Origin of the sequence: Pseudomonas sp. zbq_18, assembly GCF_043102245.1 — a bacterium.
GTDB lineage: Bacteria > Pseudomonadota > Gammaproteobacteria > Pseudomonadales > Pseudomonadaceae > Aquipseudomonas.
This window is the reverse complement of sequence record NZ_JBICIT010000023.1, coordinates 1-17743: the sequence shown is the minus strand read 5'-3', so window position 1 is coordinate 17743 and position 17743 is coordinate 1. Positions and strand designations below refer to the sequence as shown.

21 protein-coding genes are annotated in these 17743 nt (G+C 62.8%); 6 read left to right on the top strand and 15 right to left on the bottom strand.

Going from position 1 to position 17743, the window contains the following annotated elements; all coding sequences use genetic code 11:
- From ACF8C6_RS18430 to ACF8C6_RS18395, 8 genes are all read right to left on the bottom strand, one after another.
- Entirely contained in the window at window positions 1-285 is a 285-nt protein-coding gene (locus ACF8C6_RS18430; protein WP_392500649.1) for a hypothetical protein, read from the bottom strand.
- Window positions 267-794 (bottom strand): metal-dependent hydrolase, encoded by a 528-nt coding sequence (locus ACF8C6_RS18425; RefSeq protein ID WP_392500648.1) that lies wholly within the window; start codon window positions 792-794, stop codon window positions 267-269. Before ACF8C6_RS18425 ends, ACF8C6_RS18430 begins: the two co-directional genes overlap by 19 nt.
- Window positions 795-888: 94 nt before the next feature.
- Entirely contained in the window at window positions 889-2100 is a 1212-nt protein-coding gene (gene sstT / locus ACF8C6_RS18420) for a serine/threonine transporter SstT (RefSeq protein ID WP_392500646.1), read from the bottom strand.
- Between the two features lie 218 nt (window positions 2101-2318).
- A complete protein-coding gene (locus tag ACF8C6_RS18415; RefSeq protein ID WP_392500645.1) occupies window positions 2319-3020 on the bottom strand; it encodes an ABC transporter ATP-binding protein in 702 nt (233 codons plus the stop codon).
- 2 nt (window positions 3021-3022) lie between these two features.
- Window positions 3023-3790, bottom strand: coding sequence for a high-affinity branched-chain amino acid ABC transporter ATP-binding protein LivG (gene livG / locus ACF8C6_RS18410; RefSeq protein WP_392500643.1), 768 nt, complete (start codon window positions 3788-3790; stop codon window positions 3023-3025).
- On the bottom strand, window positions 3787-5046 hold the full coding sequence (locus ACF8C6_RS18405; protein ID WP_392500641.1) for a high-affinity branched-chain amino acid ABC transporter permease LivM: 1260 nt from the start codon (window positions 5044-5046) through the stop codon (window positions 3787-3789). Before ACF8C6_RS18405 ends, livG begins: the two co-directional genes overlap by 4 nt.
- Window positions 5043-5966, bottom strand: a complete 924-nt coding sequence (gene livH / locus ACF8C6_RS18400; RefSeq protein ID WP_392500640.1) for a high-affinity branched-chain amino acid ABC transporter permease LivH — start codon at window positions 5964-5966, stop codon at window positions 5043-5045. The genes ACF8C6_RS18405 and livH overlap by 4 nt, the downstream gene beginning before the upstream one ends.
- 117 nt (window positions 5967-6083) lie before the next feature.
- Window positions 6084-7205, bottom strand: a complete 1122-nt coding sequence (locus tag ACF8C6_RS18395; protein WP_277692092.1) for a branched-chain amino acid ABC transporter substrate-binding protein — start codon at window positions 7203-7205, stop codon at window positions 6084-6086.
- A 322-nt stretch (window positions 7206-7527) separates the two neighbouring features.
- On the opposite strand from ACF8C6_RS18395, the gene ACF8C6_RS18390 reads away from it, so the two are divergent.
- Together ACF8C6_RS18390 and ACF8C6_RS18385 are read left to right on the top strand one after the other, a co-directional pair.
- Window positions 7528-7845: a DUF2288 domain-containing protein gene (locus ACF8C6_RS18390; RefSeq protein ID WP_392500638.1), complete on the top strand. Its 318-nt coding sequence runs from the start codon at window positions 7528-7530 to the stop codon at window positions 7843-7845.
- 66 nt (window positions 7846-7911) lie between these two features.
- Complete coding sequence (locus ACF8C6_RS18385) at window positions 7912-8271, top strand: DUF5064 family protein (RefSeq protein WP_392500637.1); 360 nt, start codon at window positions 7912-7914, stop codon at window positions 8269-8271.
- A gap of 117 nt (window positions 8272-8388) precedes the next feature.
- On the opposite strand, the gene ACF8C6_RS18380 is transcribed toward ACF8C6_RS18385, so the two are convergent.
- From ACF8C6_RS18380 to ACF8C6_RS18355, 6 genes are all read right to left on the bottom strand, one after another.
- On the bottom strand, window positions 8389-8976 hold the full coding sequence (locus ACF8C6_RS18380; RefSeq protein WP_392500636.1) for a putative glycolipid-binding domain-containing protein: 588 nt from the start codon (window positions 8974-8976) through the stop codon (window positions 8389-8391).
- Window positions 8977-9099: 123 nt separating this feature from the next.
- Window positions 9100-9438 (bottom strand): HopJ type III effector protein, encoded by a 339-nt coding sequence (locus tag ACF8C6_RS18375; RefSeq protein WP_392500635.1) that lies wholly within the window; start codon window positions 9436-9438, stop codon window positions 9100-9102.
- On the bottom strand, window positions 9438-9731 hold the full coding sequence (locus tag ACF8C6_RS18370; protein ID WP_277692085.1) for a DUF1244 domain-containing protein: 294 nt from the start codon (window positions 9729-9731) through the stop codon (window positions 9438-9440). The genes ACF8C6_RS18375 and ACF8C6_RS18370 overlap by 1 nt, the downstream gene beginning before the upstream one ends.
- Window positions 9728-10237, bottom strand: a complete 510-nt coding sequence (locus ACF8C6_RS18365) for a hypothetical protein (protein ID WP_392500634.1) — start codon at window positions 10235-10237, stop codon at window positions 9728-9730. Before ACF8C6_RS18365 ends, ACF8C6_RS18370 begins: the two co-directional genes overlap by 4 nt.
- A 12-nt stretch (window positions 10238-10249) precedes the next feature.
- The gene (gene folM, locus ACF8C6_RS18360; protein ID WP_392500632.1) at window positions 10250-10954 is read right to left on the bottom strand and encodes a dihydromonapterin reductase; all 705 of its coding nucleotides are present in this window, start codon (window positions 10952-10954) and stop codon (window positions 10250-10252) included.
- Window positions 10955-11070: 116 nt separating this feature from the next.
- On the bottom strand, window positions 11071-11625 hold the full coding sequence (locus ACF8C6_RS18355) for an antibiotic biosynthesis monooxygenase (protein ID WP_392500631.1): 555 nt from the start codon (window positions 11623-11625) through the stop codon (window positions 11071-11073).
- Window positions 11626-11890: 265 nt separating this feature from the next.
- Between ACF8C6_RS18355 and ACF8C6_RS18350 the strand changes: the two genes are divergently transcribed.
- The gene (locus ACF8C6_RS18350) at window positions 11891-12808 is read left to right on the top strand and encodes a MerR family transcriptional regulator (protein ID WP_392500630.1); all 918 of its coding nucleotides are present in this window, start codon (window positions 11891-11893) and stop codon (window positions 12806-12808) included.
- Window positions 12809-12858: 50 nt separating this feature from the next.
- Here the strand turns inward: ACF8C6_RS18350 and ACF8C6_RS18345 are convergent, their stop codons facing one another.
- Entirely contained in the window at window positions 12859-14382 is a 1524-nt protein-coding gene (locus tag ACF8C6_RS18345; protein ID WP_392500628.1) for a fumarate hydratase, read from the bottom strand.
- A 283-nt stretch (window positions 14383-14665) separates the two neighbouring features.
- Between ACF8C6_RS18345 and ACF8C6_RS18340 the strand changes: the two genes are divergently transcribed.
- Genes ACF8C6_RS18340 through ACF8C6_RS18330 form a run of 3 tightly spaced genes read left to right on the top strand, consistent with a single transcriptional unit; the run spans window position 14666 to window position 17534 of the window.
- Window positions 14666-15793: a diguanylate cyclase domain-containing protein gene (locus ACF8C6_RS18340; RefSeq protein WP_392500627.1), complete on the top strand. Its 1128-nt coding sequence runs from the start codon at window positions 14666-14668 to the stop codon at window positions 15791-15793.
- Window positions 15765-16724, top strand: coding sequence for an iron-sulfur-binding ferredoxin reductase (locus tag ACF8C6_RS18335; protein ID WP_392500626.1), 960 nt, complete (start codon window positions 15765-15767; stop codon window positions 16722-16724). The genes ACF8C6_RS18340 and ACF8C6_RS18335 overlap by 29 nt, the downstream gene beginning before the upstream one ends.
- A gap of 36 nt (window positions 16725-16760) precedes the next feature.
- Window positions 16761-17534, top strand: coding sequence for an enoyl-CoA hydratase (locus tag ACF8C6_RS18330; protein WP_392500625.1), 774 nt, complete (start codon window positions 16761-16763; stop codon window positions 17532-17534).
- Window positions 17535-17743 lie beyond the last annotated feature (209 nt).

Below are 17743 nucleotides of genomic sequence, written 5' to 3'. Positions count from 1 at the left end.
TCACTGGGCAAAGTTGGTTTTGTGCCAGAGCGGCGCGCCCGATACCAGCACCGTGCCGTAATAGCGCGCCAGTTCGCGCAAGGGCACCTGGCTCTCATCGGCAGGCTCGATCACGCGCCCTGCGACCAGACCGGGCTCGTAGCAGCTTAGCGAGAGTTCGGGGAGCAGCCGTTGTAATGGGGCGCTGGCGGCCCTTTCGACGAAGCTACAGTGGCGTTCGATATTGGCGGCCAGACTGCCTGGTGTGGAAATGCTTTGCGCGGTGGCTAGGCAGAGGGAGGGCATGGGCGCTTTTCCAGTGCGGACGGGTGCCGATGCAGGTAAACCACGGTCGCGGCCAGGCAGATCAGCAGTTCTATGGCAAAGCTCCAGTGCAGTACGAAGCTCAGCCACCAGGGCTTGTAGCGTGCCGGAACGCTGAACAGTGCGTAGGCCTGGTCATGGAAAGGCGCCAGCCACCAGACATCACCAACGAAACTGTCCAGCAGCATGTGCAGCACGCCGCCCAGGGCGAACGCCAGGCCCGTCTGAGCGCAGACGCTGCGTCGCCTGACACTCAGCCAGGCGGCATTCAGAGCGACCAGACCGAGCCACAGCAGCGGCCAGTGGCTGAAGTACTGGTGATGATGGGTTTGCCGGTCATCTACCAGATAGAAATAGAGCAGGTCCAGATCGGGCGCCGTTGCACCTGCCAGACAGGCGAGCATGAGTGTGCGGGGGGCGAGTGACGAGTGTTTCAGCCGTTGCGCTAGCGCGCCGAGCAGGTAGCCGGAGGGGGCATGGGCGATGAACATGTGAGTGGCTCCATCCTTGAGCAACCCTTTAGATAACCCGAATTCGGCACAAAAGAAAGCCGCCACATGGGCGGCTTTCTTCGCGGGCCGTTACTCAGTCCTTGTCCCGCGCCAGGCAGGCCGCGGCGGTGAACAGCACGTCGGTGGAGGAGTTCAGTGCGGTTTCCGCACTGTCCTGCAGGATGCCGATGATGAAGCCGATGGCGACCACCTGCATGGCGACTTCGCTGGGGATGCCGAACAGGCCGCAGGCAAGGGGAATCAGCAGCAGCGAGCCACCGGCCACGCCCGAGGCGCCGCAGGCGCAGACTGCCGAAATCACGCACAGCAGCAGCGCGGTGGGGATGTCCACGACGATGCCCTGGGTGTGTACGGCGGCCAGGGTCAGCACGCTGATGGTGATGGCGGCGCCGGCCATGTTGATGGTGGCGCCCAGCGGGATGGACACCGAGTAGGTGTCTTCATGCAGGCCCAGGCGCTCGGCCAGTTGCAGGTTGACCGGTACGTTGGCCGCCGAGCTGCGGGTGAAGAAGGCGGTCAGGCCGCTTTCGCGCAGGCAGGTGAACACCAGCGGGTAGGGGTTGCGGCGGATCTGGCTGAACACGATCAGCGGGTTGACCACCAGGGCGACGAACAGCATGCAGCCGACCAGCACCGCAAGCAGGTGGGCATAGCCGGCCAGGGCCTTGAGGCCGGCGTCGGCGAAGGTGACGGCGACCAGGCCGAAGATGCCCAGCGGCGCGCAGCGGATCACCACTCGCACGATCAGGGTCACGCCATGGGCCAGGTCGGCGAAGATCGCACGGGTGGTGTCGCTGCCGTGGCGCACGGCGATGCCGAGACCGATGGCCCAGGCCAGGATGCCGACGAAGTTGCCGCGTAGCAGGGCGTTGACAGGGTTGTCCACTACGTTCAGCGCCAGGGTCTTGAGCACTTCGGCGATGCCGCCGGGCGGGGTGGTGCCAGTGGCGGCATCCTGCAGAACCAGGGTCGAGGGCCACAGGCTGCTGGCGACCACCGCGACCATCGCCGCGGCCAGGGTCCCGACCACATACAGCAGCAGGATCGGGCGGATATGGGTGGGCTGGCCCGGCTTGTGGTTGGCGATGGCCGAGGCAACCAGGATGAACACCAGCACCGGCGCCACCGCCTTCAGGGCGGAAATGAAGAGGGTGCCGAGGAAGCCGACCTCATCGGTGGCCTGGGGGAAGAGCAGGGCGAGGGCGATACCGGCGACCAGGCCGATGGCGATCTGCAGAACCAGGCTGGTGCGCCCGAGCAGCTGTACGAGAGGGTTGAGGATCATGGGTGATGGTTCCTGTGATTCGGCGCAGCGGCTTATGAGCGGCTGCACTGGGCGGCAGGCCGGGTTACGGCTGCCGGTTTCCGGAGGCCTGTCGGGTGATGACAGGCGCAGAAAAGAAGGCGGCGATTCTAATGGCTCAAGGCCACGCGTGCCGGCCTTCCGTCAGGTGGTAAATGAAAACGGCCCGCGAGGGGCCGTTTTGCTTCGCGGCACGATTATCAGCCGCCGAGGTAGGCGTCGCGGACTTTCGGGTCGGTGAGCAGTGCCTCGCCGGTGCCCTGCATGACGATCCGACCGTTCTCCAGTACATAGGCGCGGTCGGCCAGCTTGAGCGCCTGGTTGGCGTTCTGCTCGACCAGGAACACGGTCACACCATCCTTACGCAGCTGTTCGATGATGTCGAAGATCTGCTGGATGATGATCGGCGCCAGGCCCAGGGACGGCTCGTCGAGCAGCAGCAGCTGCGGCTTGCTCATCAGCGCGCGGCCGATGGCAAGCATCTGCTGTTCGCCGCCGGACATGGTGCCGGCGCGCTGCTCGAAGCGCTCCTTCAGGCGCGGGAACAGGTGCAGCACCTTGTCCAGCTGCTCCTGGTTGCTTTCCTTGGTGCCGAAGAAGCCGCCCATGGCCAGGTTTTCCTCGACGGTCAGGCGGGCGAACACGCGGCGGCCTTCAGGCACGACGGCGATGCTCTTGCGCATGATGTCGCAGGATTCCTGGCCGACCAGTTCCTCGCCCATGTAGCGGATGCTGCCACTGGCCGCGCGCGGCGAGCCGCACAGGGTCATCAGCAGGGTCGACTTGCCGGCGCCGTTGGCGCCGATCAGGGTGACGATTTCACCCTTTTCGACCTCGATGCTGACGTCGTGCAGGGCCTGGATCTTGCCGTAGAAGGTAGAGACGTTGTTGAAACTCAGCATGCTTACGCCTCCCCCAGATAGGCTTTGATCACGTCCGGGTTGTTGCGGATTTCTTCCGGCGTGCCGTCCGCCAGGGGTGTGCCCTGGTTGATCACATAGATGTGGTCGGAAATGCTCATGACCAGGTGCATGTCGTGCTCGATCAGCAGCACGGTCACGTTGTGGTCATTACGCAGCATGCCGATCAGCTGCTTGAGGTCCTCGGTTTCCTTGGGGTTGAGGCCGGCGGCCGGCTCGTCGAGCATGAGGATGCGCGGGCGCGTCATCATGCAGCGGGCAATTTCCAGGCGGCGTTGCTGGCCGTAGGCCAGGGTGCCGGCTGGGCGGTTGGCCACGTCGGTCAGGTTGACCACGTCCAGCCAGTGCGCGGCGTACTCCATCGCTTCCTTTTCGCTGCGGCGAAAGCCCGGGGTTTTGAACAACCCTGCAAGGAAGTTGGTATTGAGGTGGCGATGCTGGGCGACCAGCAGGTTTTCCACCGCCGTCATTTCCTTGAACAGGCGAACGTTCTGGAAGGTACGCACCACGCCCTTGTGGGCGATCTTGTGGCCGGGCAGCTTCTGTACCGGTTCGCCATCCAGCAGGATTTCCCCGCTGGTGGGTTGGTAGAAGCCGGTCAGGCAGTTGAACACGGTGGTCTTGCCGGCGCCGTTGGGGCCGATCATGGACACGACTTGCTTGGGCTGCACGCTCAGGGCGACATTGTTGACGGCCAGCAGGCCGCCGAAGCGCATGGTCAGCCCGCTGACTTCAAGAATCGGGCGGCTCATGGTTTCAACTCCAGGTGGGGACGCTGCATGGGCAACAGGCCCTGCGGACGCCAGACCATCATCAGCACCATCAGGGCGCCGAACATCAACATGCGGTACTCGCTGAACTCACGCATGAGTTCCGGCAGCAGGATCATCACCACGGCGGCGAGGATGATGCCGAGCTGCGAGCCCATGCCGCCCAGCACGACGATGGCGAGGATGATCGCCGACTCGATGAAGGTGAACGACTCCGGCGTGACCAGCCCCTGGCGCGCGGCGAAGAAGCTGCCGGCGAAACCGGCGAAGGCGGCGCCCAGGGTGAAGGCGGAGAGCTTGATCACGGTGGGGTTCATGCCCAGCGCGCGGCAGGCGATTTCGTCTTCGCGCAGGGCTTCCCAGGCGCGGCCGATCGGCATGCGCAGCAGGCGGTTGATCACGAACAGGGTCAGCAGCACCAGCAGCAGGGCGATCAGGTAGAGGAAGATCACCTTGTTCACCGAGTTGTAGGCGACGCCAAAGTACTCGTGGAAGGTCTGCATGCCTTCGGCCGCACGGCGCTCGAACGACAGACCGAACAGGGTCGGCTTGTCGATGTTGCTGATGCCGTTGGGGCCGCCGGTCAGCTCGGTCAGGTTACGCAGCAGGATGCGGATGATCTCGCCGAAACCGAGGGTCACGATGGCCAGGTAGTCACCGCGCAGGCGCAGCACCGGGAAGCCGAGGATGAAGCCGAAGAACGCTGCCATCAGGCCGGCGATCGGCAGGCACACCCAGAAGCCCAGGCCGTAGTAGTGCGACAGCAGCGCGTAGCTGTAGGCACCCACGGCGTAGAAGCCGACGTACCCTAGATCCAGCAGGCCGGCCAGGCCGACCACGATGTTCAGGCCGAGGCCGAGCATCACGTAGATCAGGATCAGGGTGGCGATATCCACCGCGCCGCGGCTGCCGAAGAACGGCCAGGCCAGGGCGACCACGATCAGGCCGAGGATGACCCAGCGCTGGGTCGAGGGCAGGGTGAGGAAGTTGCTGGCCTGGCTCGGCATGCCTGGCAGTTTCGGCGCGCTGGCCCAGGCGCTGCTCAGCTGGTCGCGGAACAGTTGCCAGAAGAACATGGCGATGGCGCAGCCGGCGATGGTCCACAGGGCGGCAGGGCTGGCGCCGTGCACTTCCAGTTTGATGCCGACGGTGGTCAGTTTCAGGCCGAGTACCGGATAGGCCACGGCCAGCACCAGCAGGGCGCTGAAGAAGGCGGTCTTGAGGTTCTTGCTGTTCATACTTTCTCGACCTCCGGACGGCCGAGGATGCCGGTCGGACGGAACAGCAGCACCAGCACCAGCAGGCTGAAGGCGACGACGTCCTTGTACTGGTCACCGAACAGGTCGGCACCGAAGGCTTCCGCCACACCGAGTACCAGGCCGCCAAGCATGGCGCCGGGGATGCTACCGATGCCACCGAGCACGGCGGCGGTGAACGCCTTGATGCCGGCGAGGAAGCCGATGTGCGGGTTGATCACGCCATATTGCAGGCCCAGCAGCACCGCCGCGACGGCGGCCAGGGTGGCGCCGATGACGAAGGTCAGGGCGATGATGTTGTTGGTGTTGATGCCCAGCAGGTTGGCCATGCGGATGTCCTCGGCGCAGGCGCGGCAGGCGCGGCCCAGGCGGGACTTGGAGATGAACAGGGTCAGGCCGTACATCACCAGGAAGGTGACGACGAAGATCAGGATCTGCATGTAGGAGATCACCACGCCGTTCATGGTGCTCTCGCCGAACACCAGGTTGCCGGGGATCAGGTTGGGAATGGCTTTGTCTTTCGAATCCTGGGCCAGCAGGATCTCGTTCTGCAGGAAGATCGACATGCCGATGGCCGAGATCAGCGGGATCAGGCGGTTGCTGCCGCGCAGCGGCCGGTAGGCCACCCGTTCGATGCTGTAGCCGTAGGCACTGGCGACGATGATGCTGGCCGCGAAGGCGCCAATGATCAGGATAGGCAGGCTGTCTAAGCCCATCATGGTCAGCCCGGCGATGACGATGAAGGCCACGTACGAGCCAATCATGTACACCTCGCCGTGGGCGAAGTTGATCATGCCGATGATGCCGTAGACCATGGTGTAGCCGATGGCGATCAGGGCATAGGTGCTGCCAACGGTCAGACCGTTAACCAGCTGTTGCAGGTAGTGATAGAGCTCAGGCATTACCTAACTCCTCGGCACGTTCCGTAAAGCGGCGCTTGTGACGCAACGGATGGCCGGAAAACTCGATAAAACAAAGCCCACTGCTCGCGCAGTGGGCTTTGGGTTCAGGCGGGACGCTTACTTGGCTTCGGTCTTGGAACCGTCCTGGTGCCACTCGTAGACCACGAAGCTGAAGTCCTTCAGGTCACCCTTCTCATCGAAGGCCAGGGTGCCGGTCGGGGTGTCGAAGCTGTTGGCGCGCAGGGCTTCGGCGACCTTGTCGGTGTCGGTGCTGCCGGCTTTCTTCATGCCTTCAGCCATGACCTGCACGGCGGCGTAGGCCGGGAATACGAACGGGCCGCTCGGGTCCTGGTTCTTGGCCTTGAAGGCTTCAACCAGCGCCTGGTTCTTCGGATCCTGGTCGAAGGACTTCGGCAGGGTCACCAGCAGGCCTTCGGAGGCCGGGCCGGCAATGGCGGAGATTTCCTTGTTACCCACGCCTTCCGGGCCCATGAACTTGGCTTTCAGGCCTTTCTCGGCGGACTGACGCAGCAGCAGACCGAGTTCCGGGTGGTAGCCGCCGTAGTAGACGAAGTCGACGTTGGCTTGCTTGAGCTTGGAGATCAGCGAGGAGAAGTCCTTGTCGCCGGCATTGATGCCTTCGAACACGGCAACCTTGGTGCCTTTGCCTTCCAGGGTCTGCTTGACTGCGGTGGCGATGCCTTCGCCGTACTGCTGCTTGTCGTGAACGACGGCAACGGTTTGCGGCTTGACGTGGTCAGCGATGAAGTTGCCGGCAGTCGGACCCTGCAGGCTGTCCAGACCGATGGTGCGGAATACCAGCTGGTAACCGCGAGCGGTAATGTCCGGGCTGGTGGAGGCCGCGGTAATCATCAGAATGCCTTCGTCTTCGTAGATGTCGGACGCCGGCTGAGTGGAGCTGGAGCAGAGGTGGCCAACGACGTATTTCACTTCGTCGTTGACGATCTTGTTGGCTACGGCCACGGCTTGTTTCGGATCGCAGGCGTCGTCGTACTTGACGCCTTCGAGCATCGCACCGTTCACCCCGCCGGCCTTGTTGATCTGCTCGATGGCCATTTCGGCACCGATGAACTGCATTTCGCCGTACTGGGCCACAGCGCCGGTTACCGGGCCTGCCAGGGCGATCTTGATGGTGTCAGCGGCCATCGAATAGCTGGCGGCGCCGGCCAGAGCCATGGCGGCGAACAGTTTGGTCACTTGCTTGGTAGCCTGTTTCATAGTGCTCCACTCTTATAGGTGTTGTTCGTTCTTGTAATCCATGCGGCCAAAAGCTGCAGGACCGAATGCGATACCTCGGCCATGCCCCCCGGCAACTGTACCGGCACAGTGTAGAACTCAGTTTCGCGGCTTGGAAAGCGCGTAGTTCGAGGCATTTTGGGTGGGTGTCGCTTAATTGAAATAAACGTACAGAATAACGGCGCTGTTTTTCAGTGACTCATGGGTCCTTCTGCGGAGGGATATTCGAGCTGATCTTGCCTGAGGCAGGGTGGGCGCTATCATGCGCCCCCAGCAAACGTGTGCTTTCTACACAGGGCAAGATATGACAGAGCAAACAAGCACCCTCTATGCCAAGTTACTGGGTGAGACGGCCAGGATTTCATGGCAGGAACTCCAGCCGTTCTTCGCGCGGGGCCAGTTGTTGCAGGTCGCCCCAGGGCTTGATCTGGTGGAGGTCGCGCAGGCCGTGGCCGAGGACGATGGTGGCAAGGTGGGTGCCTGGCTGCAGTCCGGGCAGGTGCTCAAGGTGGCTGAATCGCAGGCTGAGGACTACCTGCAGCGCGATCCTGAACTGTGGGCCGTGGTGGTGTCGCCCTGGGTGCTTATTCAGGAGCGCTCCACTGGTGCGACGATGCACTGATCCAGATCAGTTGCGCTCGATACGGCTGGTCTAGACTGAGCTTTCCGACCAGCCAGGAGAGCCACTATGTTCGAACCGGGGCATTTGCACAGAGCCAGTCTGCCTGGCCAGATTGATTACACGGTAGATCTCTATTACGAAGTGCGGCGCGATCCGAAGGAAGGGCCGATGCTGCACTTTCGTATGGAGGGCCAGATTGCCGGCAAGGCTTTCACGGACGAGTTCGAACTGCACCGTGATACCGCCTTTAACTTTGCCAGCGTCGCTTCGCGGGTGGCTGCCAAGCACGGCCTGCCGACCAATCATTCATTGGTGATGCGCAGTCACGATGAGTTCGACAAGATGTTCAACGATATCCGCGAAAAACTGGGTGCAAAGCCTGGCGAAACGGTGGACTTCGATCATCTGGAAAAGGATGGTCTCTGAGGCATCGCTGCGATAGCCGCCATGGCTGTATGACAAGGCCATGGTGGTGATGGCGTCCAGTTCCTTAAAAGCTGCTTCGTGTGTTCATCTGGGCTGTTCTGCGGTAGTGGGCTGGGCTCAGGCGCTCTCTGCCTGACGCAGAATATCCTGGCGCACCCGGATGAATTCCCCGATGGCTTGTACCAGTAAGCCCCCGTCATCGAGTGTCAGTTCGATGCTTTCGTGTCCCTCCGATTCGCACAGGTAGACGCTATGGCTGCTCTGGCGTTGCTGGCAGAGGTAGCGCTGCTGGCGAGCTTCGACACGCAGGCTCAGGAGGTCGACATAGGCCACGCAGAATCGCTCGCTATCGCCGGTGGGCAGGGCGCTGCGACGCAGTATGGGGGTGTGAGTGAACGGTGAGGAGGAGAGCATGATCTGCTGACACTCACCCAGGTCTTCACGTAGGCGACCATCGACGAACCAGCGGCCGCGGATGTCGCGGTGCAGGGTGAGGCTGCGTTGTCCGAGGTTGTCAGCCTTTAGCCATAAGCTGCGAAAACGCCAGCGTTCGTCGTATCTGAGAACGTAGGTCGCGGCCATGCTGTTGCCGCGAATGCTTTGGATCAGATGGCTGCTGGCATGCACGCCGTCTTGGGTGATGGCCAGGCTGAGGTGCTCGACCCCAGGGGCGATCCAGGGCTTCCAGACCAGGTTCTGTTGCATCCTTGCGCTCCATGGATAGAACCGCGCCAGCTTCCTGCTGGCGCTTGGTGGGGCAAGTGTACGAGCGTGGTCAGAGCCTGTCTGTCAGCCAAAGCTGATAATTGAGCAGTTTGTTGCGCAGTGTCAGGACTTGCGTTGCAGTGCGGGTTGTTCGAACTGGACACCACTCAGGCCGCAGCTCTGTAGCGCCCGGATATTGGCATGGTCGCTGCCGTCTGGCGTGGCCAGTACAGCGCGATAGTGCTCGCCGAAGGCACGCAAGGTTTCTTCCAGGCTGAAGCCTTCGAGCAGGGCCAGGCTCAGCGTCTTGCAGGAGCCTTCGTTCTGGCCGGCGGCGTTGGCGACATCGCCGTTGCGGAAGGCGCTGGGCTGATAGTCATAGTGCTCGGCGACAAAGGCCAGGGTTTCGGCGAACTCGAACTGGTCATTGTGCAGGCGGGCACGGAAGTCTTGCAGGTTCATCAGTGCTGGTTTCCTTTGGCGAAGGCGGCCTGCTGCTCGGCGCTGGCTTCTTTCTGGTAGCGGGCTTTCCATTCGGCATAGGGCATGCCGTAGATCTCTTCGCGGGCCTGATCCATATCGACTGCCAAGCCGTGTTCATCGGCGGCGGCCTTGTACCATTTGGACAGGCAGTTGCGGCAGAAGCCGGCGAGGTTCATCAGGTCAATGTTCTGCACGTCGGGTCGCGAGCGCAGGTGTTGAACCAGGCTGCGGAAGGCGGCGGCTTCCAGTTCGAGGCGTTGTTGGTCGTTCATGACAGGCATTCGATGGGTTGGGTTCGTGGAGCCGGGATGAGCTCTTCGTTGAGGATCTGCTGCCGGGCTTTCCGGCAGGCGGCGCGGAAGGCTTCATTGTAAGCCTGCTGGCTGAGCTTGAAAGTGAGTTCGTCGCGCATCAGGGTTTTGATGAAGTTGTCGAGCATCTTCTTTTCCTCCTGCTCGTGGTAGCCGTACTTCAAACCGATGAAGTCGGAAAAGGCCACGTTGAGGATCATCAGCGCGATCCAGGTCTTCTGCCGCTCGTCGTCGCTGGCGCCTGCGCTATCAGGTGCAAGGATGCTGTCGGCCTGGCGTAACAGCTCCGGTCTGCCCATCAGGCCAAGGTCTATCTGAATCCAGGAGTCGCGTCCGGCCTTGATGTAGTCCAGCGTGGCTTTCTGTTTCTGCGAACGATAGAGGATGACCGGAATCACGATGCTGGCCAGGCCGGTGGCCAGTGTGCAGACGAACTCGACGATCTCCATGGCCTGCTTGAGCTCCATGCGGGTACTTCCTTATTTGCTGGTCTGGCGTTTCAGGTGGCGGCCGCCGTTGATGACGATGTTGTTGCCGGTGTTGTAGGTGCTGTGCAAGAGATAGAGCACGGCATCCACCAGGGGGGTGTTGCCTGGCTCGATCTCCAGGAGGGCTTTGCGCAGGGTCTTGCTCTGATATTCGGCGTCGCTGCCTTCCTTGAGCATCAGCAGACCCGGAGAGATGGCGTTGACGCGAATCCTAGGGGCGAGCTTCTCGGCGAAGGAGAGGGTCAGATTGAGCAGGGCGGCCTTGCTGGCGGCGTAGGCGATATGGTTCTTGGTGCCTTGGGTGGCGGTGTCGTCACAGACATGAATGATGTCCGCCCGCTCGACGCCTTGCAGCAGGGGGGTCAGGGCTTCATTCAACTGATAGGGGGCCTCGACATGCACTTGCAACATCTGGTTCAGGTTGTCGAGTGAGTCATCCAGCCACAGCGAGGCGTTGTGAATGATGCCGCGCAGCGCCGTATAGCGGGTCTTGATGCTGTCGATCAGAGCGTCGCGGCTGTCGCGTTGGCTGAGGTCGGCTTTGAGCATGTCCACATTGGTCAGGCTGGTCAGTTCGCCTGGGGTGTTGCGATAGATGGCGACTACGGGCTGGCCTTGTGCGACCAGCGCCTTACAGATGGCCAGGCCGCCGCGTTTGTTGGCACCTGTCACTAGGATGGGGGAGTGCGTCGTCATGGTCGTGCTGAACTTACGGCAGGGGAATATAAGCCGCTGCGCCATGCGCAGGGTCAGGCAGAGTATTCCCGACCGGGGCACGCATTGCTACCCCGGAGGCGCCATGGTGAGCCTGCTCAGCGTATCTCGAGCGGCTGTTTCTGCTCTTGTGGCTTTGCTTGTAACCAGGGTTCCAGCAGGCGCGTGGAAAGGGGAATGAACCAGTAGGTCATCAGCGGCGTCAGGGCCAGGGTGCCTAGCAGTACCCGCAGCACTAGCGGTAGCTCGGCCAGCCAGCCACCAAACAGCAGGTTGAAAACCAGAGATACCGGAAAGAACGCGAGCCAGATGGCCACGCTTTGCTTCCAGCGTGGCGGGCGGCGCAGGGCGCTGCCGAACCAGGTATCCAGGCCCTGGGCCCGGTGCTCATGGGGTTGGGCAAACAGGCCAGCGCCACGCTTGAGCCAGGCGCGACGCGAGGCGGAGTGCTCCCAGGCACCGAGGGTTTTTTCATCGGCGAAGCGGAAGACAATCTGGTGTTCATCGTCATCGGGTGGCGGGGCCAACACGCCTGAGCCGAGATAGCCAGGGAAGTCGGCGGCCAGTTGCTGGCCTTCGTGTAGCCATAGACGGAATTCCTGCAGGCACTCGCGTGGGACGCGGCGTGCCACCAGCATGGTGACGGGGGACATTGTGTATCTCCAGTGTGACTGGCGCTGCCCGGATAGGGCTTGCGCATGATGCGTCGCCGGGGTAATGGCGGCGCATGACAGAACAAGCAAGGATTATTCCCGTTTTCCTGGAATAAGCCAGTGTCTACGGCTATTGGCCTCTGTATTTCGTCATGGACCCTGCCTTTGCATCATGCGGGTGCGTGCCGCGTGGCCATGCGGCGGTTCAGGTCGCGTGCGTAGCGGAGTACACTCGGCCCATCTTCATTTATTGATTCTGCTGGCCATGACTGAAGCTGCTCGTGCTGAGACCAACGCCACTCTGTTCCCTATTCGCGAGGTATCGCGTGCCACGGGGGTCAACTCGGTCACCCTGCGGGCCTGGGAGCGGCGCTACGGGTTGATCCAACCCACTCGTACCGACAGTGGTCATCGACTCTATTCGGCTGCTGATATCGAGACGGTGCGCAATATCCAGGCCTGGATCGAGCGTGGCGTGGCGGTCAGCAAGGTAGGCAAACTGCTTGAGCGCAGCCAGGCTGTGCGGCCGGCGCCGGTTGTCGTGGGGCATGGGGATGCTTGGGGTGAATATCGGTCGCGCTTTCGTGCTGCGCTGGTCGCCTTCGATGCGGCTGCACTGACGCGACTGTTCCAGCAGGTATGCGTGCGGCATAGCAAGGCGCAGGTGTTTCAGGATATCTGCATGCCGTTGTGGCGCGAGTTGCTGCTGCGTCGCGATGAGCCCGGGCATGCGGGTGAATGGCTGCTGCTCGATGCTTTCTTGCGCACGCAGGCGTTGACGTTTTTGCAGGCGGACGAGCAGCCGGCGCGCGTGGTGTTGACGGCGCTGGGCGGGCATTGTCATGAGTTGGAGCTGTTGGTGACGGGGGTGCTGCTCGGCGGCGAGGATGTCGGCGTGCAGGTATTCGGTCCGGGTCTTCCACTGGCGGAGCTGGCGCTGGTTGGCGGCAAGCTCCATCCGCAGGCCATGGTGCTGTTTTCCAATCGCCCGCCGAGCGAAGAGTGGCTCGCACAACTCAAGCGCTTCGCCCTGTCTCTGGACTGTCCCCTGGCGCTGGCGGGGGATGTCTGCGACCTGATCGAGGAGGAGCTGGCAGGCTCGGCCATTGCACGCTTGGGTAATACCGGGCCATTGCTGCATAGCCGCTTGCAGCAGTTCATCAGCGGGCATCTGGATACCTGAAACGCAAAGGCCCGGCAGTGAGCCGGGCCTTTGTTTGGCGCCAGGGGCGCTTACTTCACTTCCACCGCCAGGCTTTCGGCGATCTTCTTGTTCCAGATCGCCGGGCCGGTGATGTGCACCGACTCACCGTTGGTGTCGACCGCGACGGTGACCGGCATGTCCTTCACTTCGAACTCGTAGATCGCTTCCATGCCCAGTTCGGCGAAGGCCAGCACCTTGGACTTCTTGATCGCCTGGGCGACCAGGTAGGCGGCGCCGCCCACGGCCATCAGGTACACGGCCTTGTTGTCCTTGATCGCCTCGATGGCGATGGGGCCGCGTTCGGACTTGCCGATCATGCCCAGCAGGCCGGTGCTTTCCAGGATCTGGCGGGTGAACTTGTCCATGCGCGTGGCGGTGGTCGGGCCGGCTGGGCCGACGACTTCGTCACCGACCGGATCGACCGGGCCGACGTAGTAGATGAAGCGACCTTTCAGGTCTACCGGCAGCTCTTCGCCCTTGTTCAGCATGTCGACCATGCGCTTGTGCGCGGCGTCGCGGCCAGTGAGCATCTTGCCGTTGAGCAGGATGGTCTCGCCCGGTTTCCAGCTCTGCACCTCTTCCGGGGTGATGCTGTCGAGGTTGACGCGGCGCGCGCTCGGGCCGGCCTCCCAGACGATGTCCGGGTAGGCGTCCAGATCCGGTGCTTCCAGCGAGGCTGGGCCGGAGCCGTCGAGCACGAAGTGGGCGTGGCGGGTGGCGGCGCAGTTGGGGATCATGCAAACCGGCAGCGAGGCGGCGTGGGTCGGGTAGTCCATGATCTTGACGTCGAGCACGGTGGTCAGGCCACCGAGGCCCTGGGCGCCGATGCCCAGTTGGTTGACCTTCTCGAACAGCTCCAGGCGCAGCTCCTCAATGCGGTTCTGCGGGCCGCGGGCCTGCAGTTCATGGATGTCGATGTGCTCCATCAGCACTTCCTTGGCCATGACCGCAGCCTTCTCGGCGGTGCCGCCGATGCCGATACCGAGCATGCCTGGCGGGCACCAGCCGGCGCCCATGGTCGGCACGGTCTTGAGTACCCAGTCGACGATGGAGTCGGACGGGTTGAGCATGGCCATCTTCGACTTGTTTTCGGAGCCGCCGCCCTTGGCCGCGACGTCCACTTCCACCTTGTCGCCGGGGACGATGGAATAGTGGATCACCGCCGGGGTGTTGTCCTTGGTGTTCTTGCGGGCGCCGGCCGGGTCGGCCAGGATCGAGGCGCGCAGGACGTTTTCCGGCAGGTTGTAGGCGCGGCGCACGCCCTCGTTGATCATGTCGTCGACGCTCATGGTGGCGCCGTCCCAGCGCACGTCCATGCCGACCTTGATGAATACGGTGACGATGCCGGTGTCCTGGCAGATCGGGCGGTGGCCTGTGGCACACATGCGCGAGTTGATCAGGATCTGCGCCATGGAGTCCTTGGCGGCTGGCGACTCTTCCTTCAGGTAGGCCTCGTGCATGGCCTGGATGAAGTCGACGGGGTGGTAGTAGGAGATGAATTGCAGGGCGTCGGCGACGCTCTGGATCAGGTCGTCCTGTTTGATCACGGTCATGGGGCGCTCCTCTATCAGGGAACATCTATAAGGAAGCGCCGGACCACGACCCGGCGCAACGGCAAAAACGGTCAGGAACGAGTTATCTGTCGTCCCGCGAAGGCCTGTGGGGTGGCTGCCAAAGGATGACCTGCCACAAAAAGGCGGCGCAGTATACCGCGCCGCTGCTGGCTGGTCACACGCGTTGGCTGGCGATTGGTCTAATCAGGGCGATGGAGCCGTGCTATCAATTTTGTGATCACGGCGTTAGAGTTGGGCAAGGTGCCAGTACGGGACGGAACCCATGAGTACAAGCAGTTCGGGGGTTGCCAAAAGAAGCCTGCAAAGCTTGTTGCTGAAGCGCTTTGGCATGGCGGTAGCCACCTATGCCCTGGTGGTTTTGCTGATCTGGGTAGCCAACTGGGTGGGCCAATATCCAGGCGGAAGCCTCTTTGCCCTTTACTGCACCGGGCTGGTGATATTCAGTCAGTTGACCTTCTACAGCCTGTTTCGCAGTGGCATCAATCTACGCTTTCGTGATCCCAGCCTGACCGAGGCACAAATTCTGGTGGGCCTGGGGTTGCACACCCTGTTGCTGGCGCAGCTTTCTGATGCGCGGGGCAGCCTGCTGATGTTCTACCTCATCATCCTGATGTTCGGCGTGTTCCAGCTTCGCCCTCCAGTATTCGTGCGTTGCGCGGCGGTTGCGTTCTTTGCCTTTGCCGGGCTCAACCTGTGGGAGGCTTATCAGCTGCGCCTGGCTGAGCCGGAGCAGGCGTTGCTGCAGAGCAGTGCCCTGTTGATCGCGCTGATCTGGCTCAGTCTGTTTGCCAGCTATGTGCAGGCCCTGCGCCAGCGCATGCGGCAACGCCGCTATGCGCTGCAGGCGCACCAGGACACCCTGCGCGGCATGATGCGCCAGCTCGAAGACCTGGTGGCCACCGACGAACTGACTGGCCTGTACAATCGCCGTCACTTCCTGCGCCTGGCCCTGCGCGAACTGGGCGCGCTCGGACATGGTCGTCAGCATGGCCTGGCACTGATCGATCTGGATCACTTCAAGCGGATCAACGATGTGCATGGGCATGCCGCTGGTGACCGTGTCCTGCAGACCTTTGCGGCGGTGGCCCGGGCCTGCCTGCGTGACGGTGATGTGCTCGCCCGTTATGGCGGTGAAGAATTCGTACTGCTGTTACCGAATACCGATGCCGATCAGTTCACTACCTGCTGCGAACGTCTGCGCGAAGCCTTCGCCCGCGCTGAACCACTGGGTGTGCAGGTGCACAATCTCAGCCTGTCCGCCGGCATGACCCTGCTGAGTGAGGGGGACGACCTCGACGAGGCCTTGCAGCGGGCTGACCAGGCGCTGTACCGGGCCAAGCGCGGCGGGCGCAACCGCTGCAATGCGGCCTGGGAGGGCACGGGTGCCTGAGATCACCGCGTCCGGCCAGACCTGGCTCGTGCCTGCCGGCAGCAACCTGCTCGATAGCCTGAATGGCGTGGGGCTGCGTGTGCCTTACAGCTGTCGTTCCGGTCGCTGCCATGCCTGCCTGGTGCGTTGCGTGCGAGGCGATGTGCTGGATGCGCAGCCCGATGCCTTGGCTGATTCGCTTCGCGAGCAGGGTTGGCGCCTGGCCTGCCAGTGCCGGGTGGTCGATGACCTGGACGTGCAGCTGTTCGACCCGTCCCGCGATGGTCTGCCGGCCCAGGTGCAGGCGCTCGATTGGCCGAGCCCGACTGTGCTGCGTCTGCGCCTGTTGCCCGAACGCCCGCTGCGCTATGCGGCGGGCCAGCACCTGGTGCTGTGGAATGACCAGGGCATCGCGCGGCCCTATTCCCTGGCCAGCCTGCCGGGCGAGGAGTCCTGGCTGGAATTTCACCTCGACTGCCGCCAGCCGGGAGCCTTCAGCGATCGCGCGCGCCAACTGCACCCAGGCGACAGCCTGCGCTTGGGTGAACTGCGCGGCGGCGCTCTGCACTATGACCCGGACTGGCAGGAGCGCCCACTCTGGCTGCTGGCCGCCGGCACCGGTCTGGCGCCGCTGTGGGGCGTGCTGCGCGAAGCGCTGCGCCAGCATCACCAGGGGCCGATCCGCCTTATTCACCTGGCCCATGACGCCGGCGAGCACTATCTGGCTGAAGCCCTGCGGGAACTGGCCGCGCAGCACGCCAACCTGCAGGTAGAGCTGCTGGTGGCGACCGAGCCGGCGGCGGCTTTGGCGGATCTACGGCTTGTTTCGCGCCAGACCATCGCCTTACTCTGCGGCTCTCCCGCCAGCGTGGAAGCCTTCGCACGCCGCCTCTATCTTCTCGGCGTGCCACGCAACCAGGTGCTGGCCGATATTTTCCTGCCCCACGCCTGACCCTCTGGTGGCGCGAGGCCTGCCCGAGGAATTGCCATGAGCGAACACCTACTGGTCGAGCGCGACGCTGGCCTGCTGACCCTGCGCCTGAATCGTCCGGACAAGATGAATGCCCTGACCCGTGCCATGTACAGCCAGATGGCCGAAGTGCTGGATGCGGCCGATCAGGACCCCGGCGTGCGTACGGTGCTGATCACCGGCGGTGCTGAGTGCTTTACCAGTGGCAACGACGTGGCCGATTTTCTTCAGGCGCCGCCTACCGGCATGGACAGCCCGGTGTTCCAGTTCATGCGCGCGCTGTTCGATTTCAGCAAGCCTGTGGTGGCGGCCGTGGCCGGCCCGGCGGTGGGTATCGGCACCACGTTGCTGCTGCATTGTGATCTGGTTTACGTCAGTCGCGACGCCAAGCTGCGCACTCCTTTCGTCAATCTCGGCCTGTGCCCGGAGTTCGGCTCCAGTCTGCTTCTGCCGCGTCTGCTCGGTCAGGCCCGCGCTGCTGAAGTGTTGCTGCTCGGTGAACCTTTCACCGGCGCCCAGGCAGCCGAATGGGGTATCGCCAGTGCTGCGCTGGAAGACGGACCGAGTGCCCTGGCCAAGGCGCAGGAAATGGCCCGGCGCTTCCTTGAGCTGGCGCCCTCGGCGGTGGCCGTCAGCAAGCGACTGATGCGCGCGCCCGGGCGCGAAGAGTTGCGCAAGGTGATCGAGGAGGAGGGCGAGCTGTTCGGCCAGCGTCTGCGTTCGCCAGAGGCCATCGAGGCGCTGTCGGCCTTTATGCAGCGGCGCAAGCCGGATTTCTCCAAGTTCGCCTGACTGCTTGTCCCCCTCTCCCCAGGGGAGAGGGAGAAACAAAAAGGCCGCTCATCGAGCGTAATGCTGTTCACTTAAGCATTTCGTCCAAAGCCGGGCTCCCCGAAAATCCGATGTCAGTCCCCTGGCATCGGATTTTTTATGTCCTTCGAACAATCGCTTCTCGACCTCGGTGAGCTGTTCAACTTCAGCGATCTGAGCACTTTCACCCA

Excerpts from the sequence above, each read along its gene's own strand:
- ACF8C6_RS18385 (WP_392500637.1), top strand. The coding sequence starts at position 7,912 with ATGTTCGAACCGGGGCATTTGCACAGAGCCAGTCTGCCTGGCCAGATT.
- ACF8C6_RS18395 (WP_277692092.1), bottom strand. The coding sequence starts at position 7,205 with ATGAAACAGGCTACCAAGCAAGTGACCAAACTGTTCGCCGCCATGGCT.
- ACF8C6_RS18405 (WP_392500641.1), bottom strand. The coding sequence starts at position 5,046 with ATGAACAGCAAGAACCTCAAGACCGCCTTCTTCAGCGCCCTGCTGGTG.
- ACF8C6_RS18345 (WP_392500628.1), bottom strand. The coding sequence starts at position 14,382 with ATGACCGTGATCAAACAGGACGACCTGATCCAGAGCGTCGCCGACGCC.
- ACF8C6_RS18330 (WP_392500625.1), top strand. The coding sequence starts at position 16,761 with ATGAGCGAACACCTACTGGTCGAGCGCGACGCTGGCCTGCTGACCCTG.
- ACF8C6_RS18370 (WP_277692085.1), bottom strand. The coding sequence starts at position 9,731 with ATGAACGACCAACAACGCCTCGAACTGGAAGCCGCCGCCTTCCGCAGC.
- ACF8C6_RS18355 (WP_392500631.1), bottom strand. The coding sequence starts at position 11,625 with ATGTCCCCCGTCACCATGCTGGTGGCACGCCGCGTCCCACGCGAGTGC.
- ACF8C6_RS18375 (WP_392500635.1), bottom strand. The coding sequence starts at position 9,438 with ATGAACCTGCAAGACTTCCGTGCCCGCCTGCACAATGACCAGTTCGAG.
- ACF8C6_RS18390 (WP_392500638.1), top strand. The coding sequence starts at position 7,528 with ATGACAGAGCAAACAAGCACCCTCTATGCCAAGTTACTGGGTGAGACG.
- ACF8C6_RS18350 (WP_392500630.1), top strand. The coding sequence starts at position 11,891 with ATGACTGAAGCTGCTCGTGCTGAGACCAACGCCACTCTGTTCCCTATT.
- ACF8C6_RS18380 (WP_392500636.1), bottom strand. The coding sequence starts at position 8,976 with ATGCAACAGAACCTGGTCTGGAAGCCCTGGATCGCCCCTGGGGTCGAG.
- livH (WP_392500640.1), bottom strand. The coding sequence starts at position 5,966 with ATGCCTGAGCTCTATCACTACCTGCAACAGCTGGTTAACGGTCTGACC.
- ACF8C6_RS18430 (WP_392500649.1), bottom strand. The coding sequence starts at position 285 with ATGCCCTCCCTCTGCCTAGCCACCGCGCAAAGCATTTCCACACCAGGC.
- sstT (WP_392500646.1), bottom strand. The coding sequence starts at position 2,100 with ATGATCCTCAACCCTCTCGTACAGCTGCTCGGGCGCACCAGCCTGGTT.
- livG (WP_392500643.1), bottom strand. The coding sequence starts at position 3,790 with ATGAGCCGCCCGATTCTTGAAGTCAGCGGGCTGACCATGCGCTTCGGC.
- ACF8C6_RS18425 (WP_392500648.1), bottom strand. The coding sequence starts at position 794 with ATGTTCATCGCCCATGCCCCCTCCGGCTACCTGCTCGGCGCGCTAGCG.
- ACF8C6_RS18340 (WP_392500627.1), top strand. The coding sequence starts at position 14,666 with ATGAGTACAAGCAGTTCGGGGGTTGCCAAAAGAAGCCTGCAAAGCTTG.
- ACF8C6_RS18415 (WP_392500645.1), bottom strand. The coding sequence starts at position 3,020 with ATGCTGAGTTTCAACAACGTCTCTACCTTCTACGGCAAGATCCAGGCC.
- ACF8C6_RS18365 (WP_392500634.1), bottom strand. The coding sequence starts at position 10,237 with ATGGAGCTCAAGCAGGCCATGGAGATCGTCGAGTTCGTCTGCACACTG.
- ACF8C6_RS18335 (WP_392500626.1), top strand. The coding sequence starts at position 15,765 with ATGCGGCCTGGGAGGGCACGGGTGCCTGAGATCACCGCGTCCGGCCAG.
- folM (WP_392500632.1), bottom strand. The coding sequence starts at position 10,954 with ATGACGACGCACTCCCCCATCCTAGTGACAGGTGCCAACAAACGCGGC.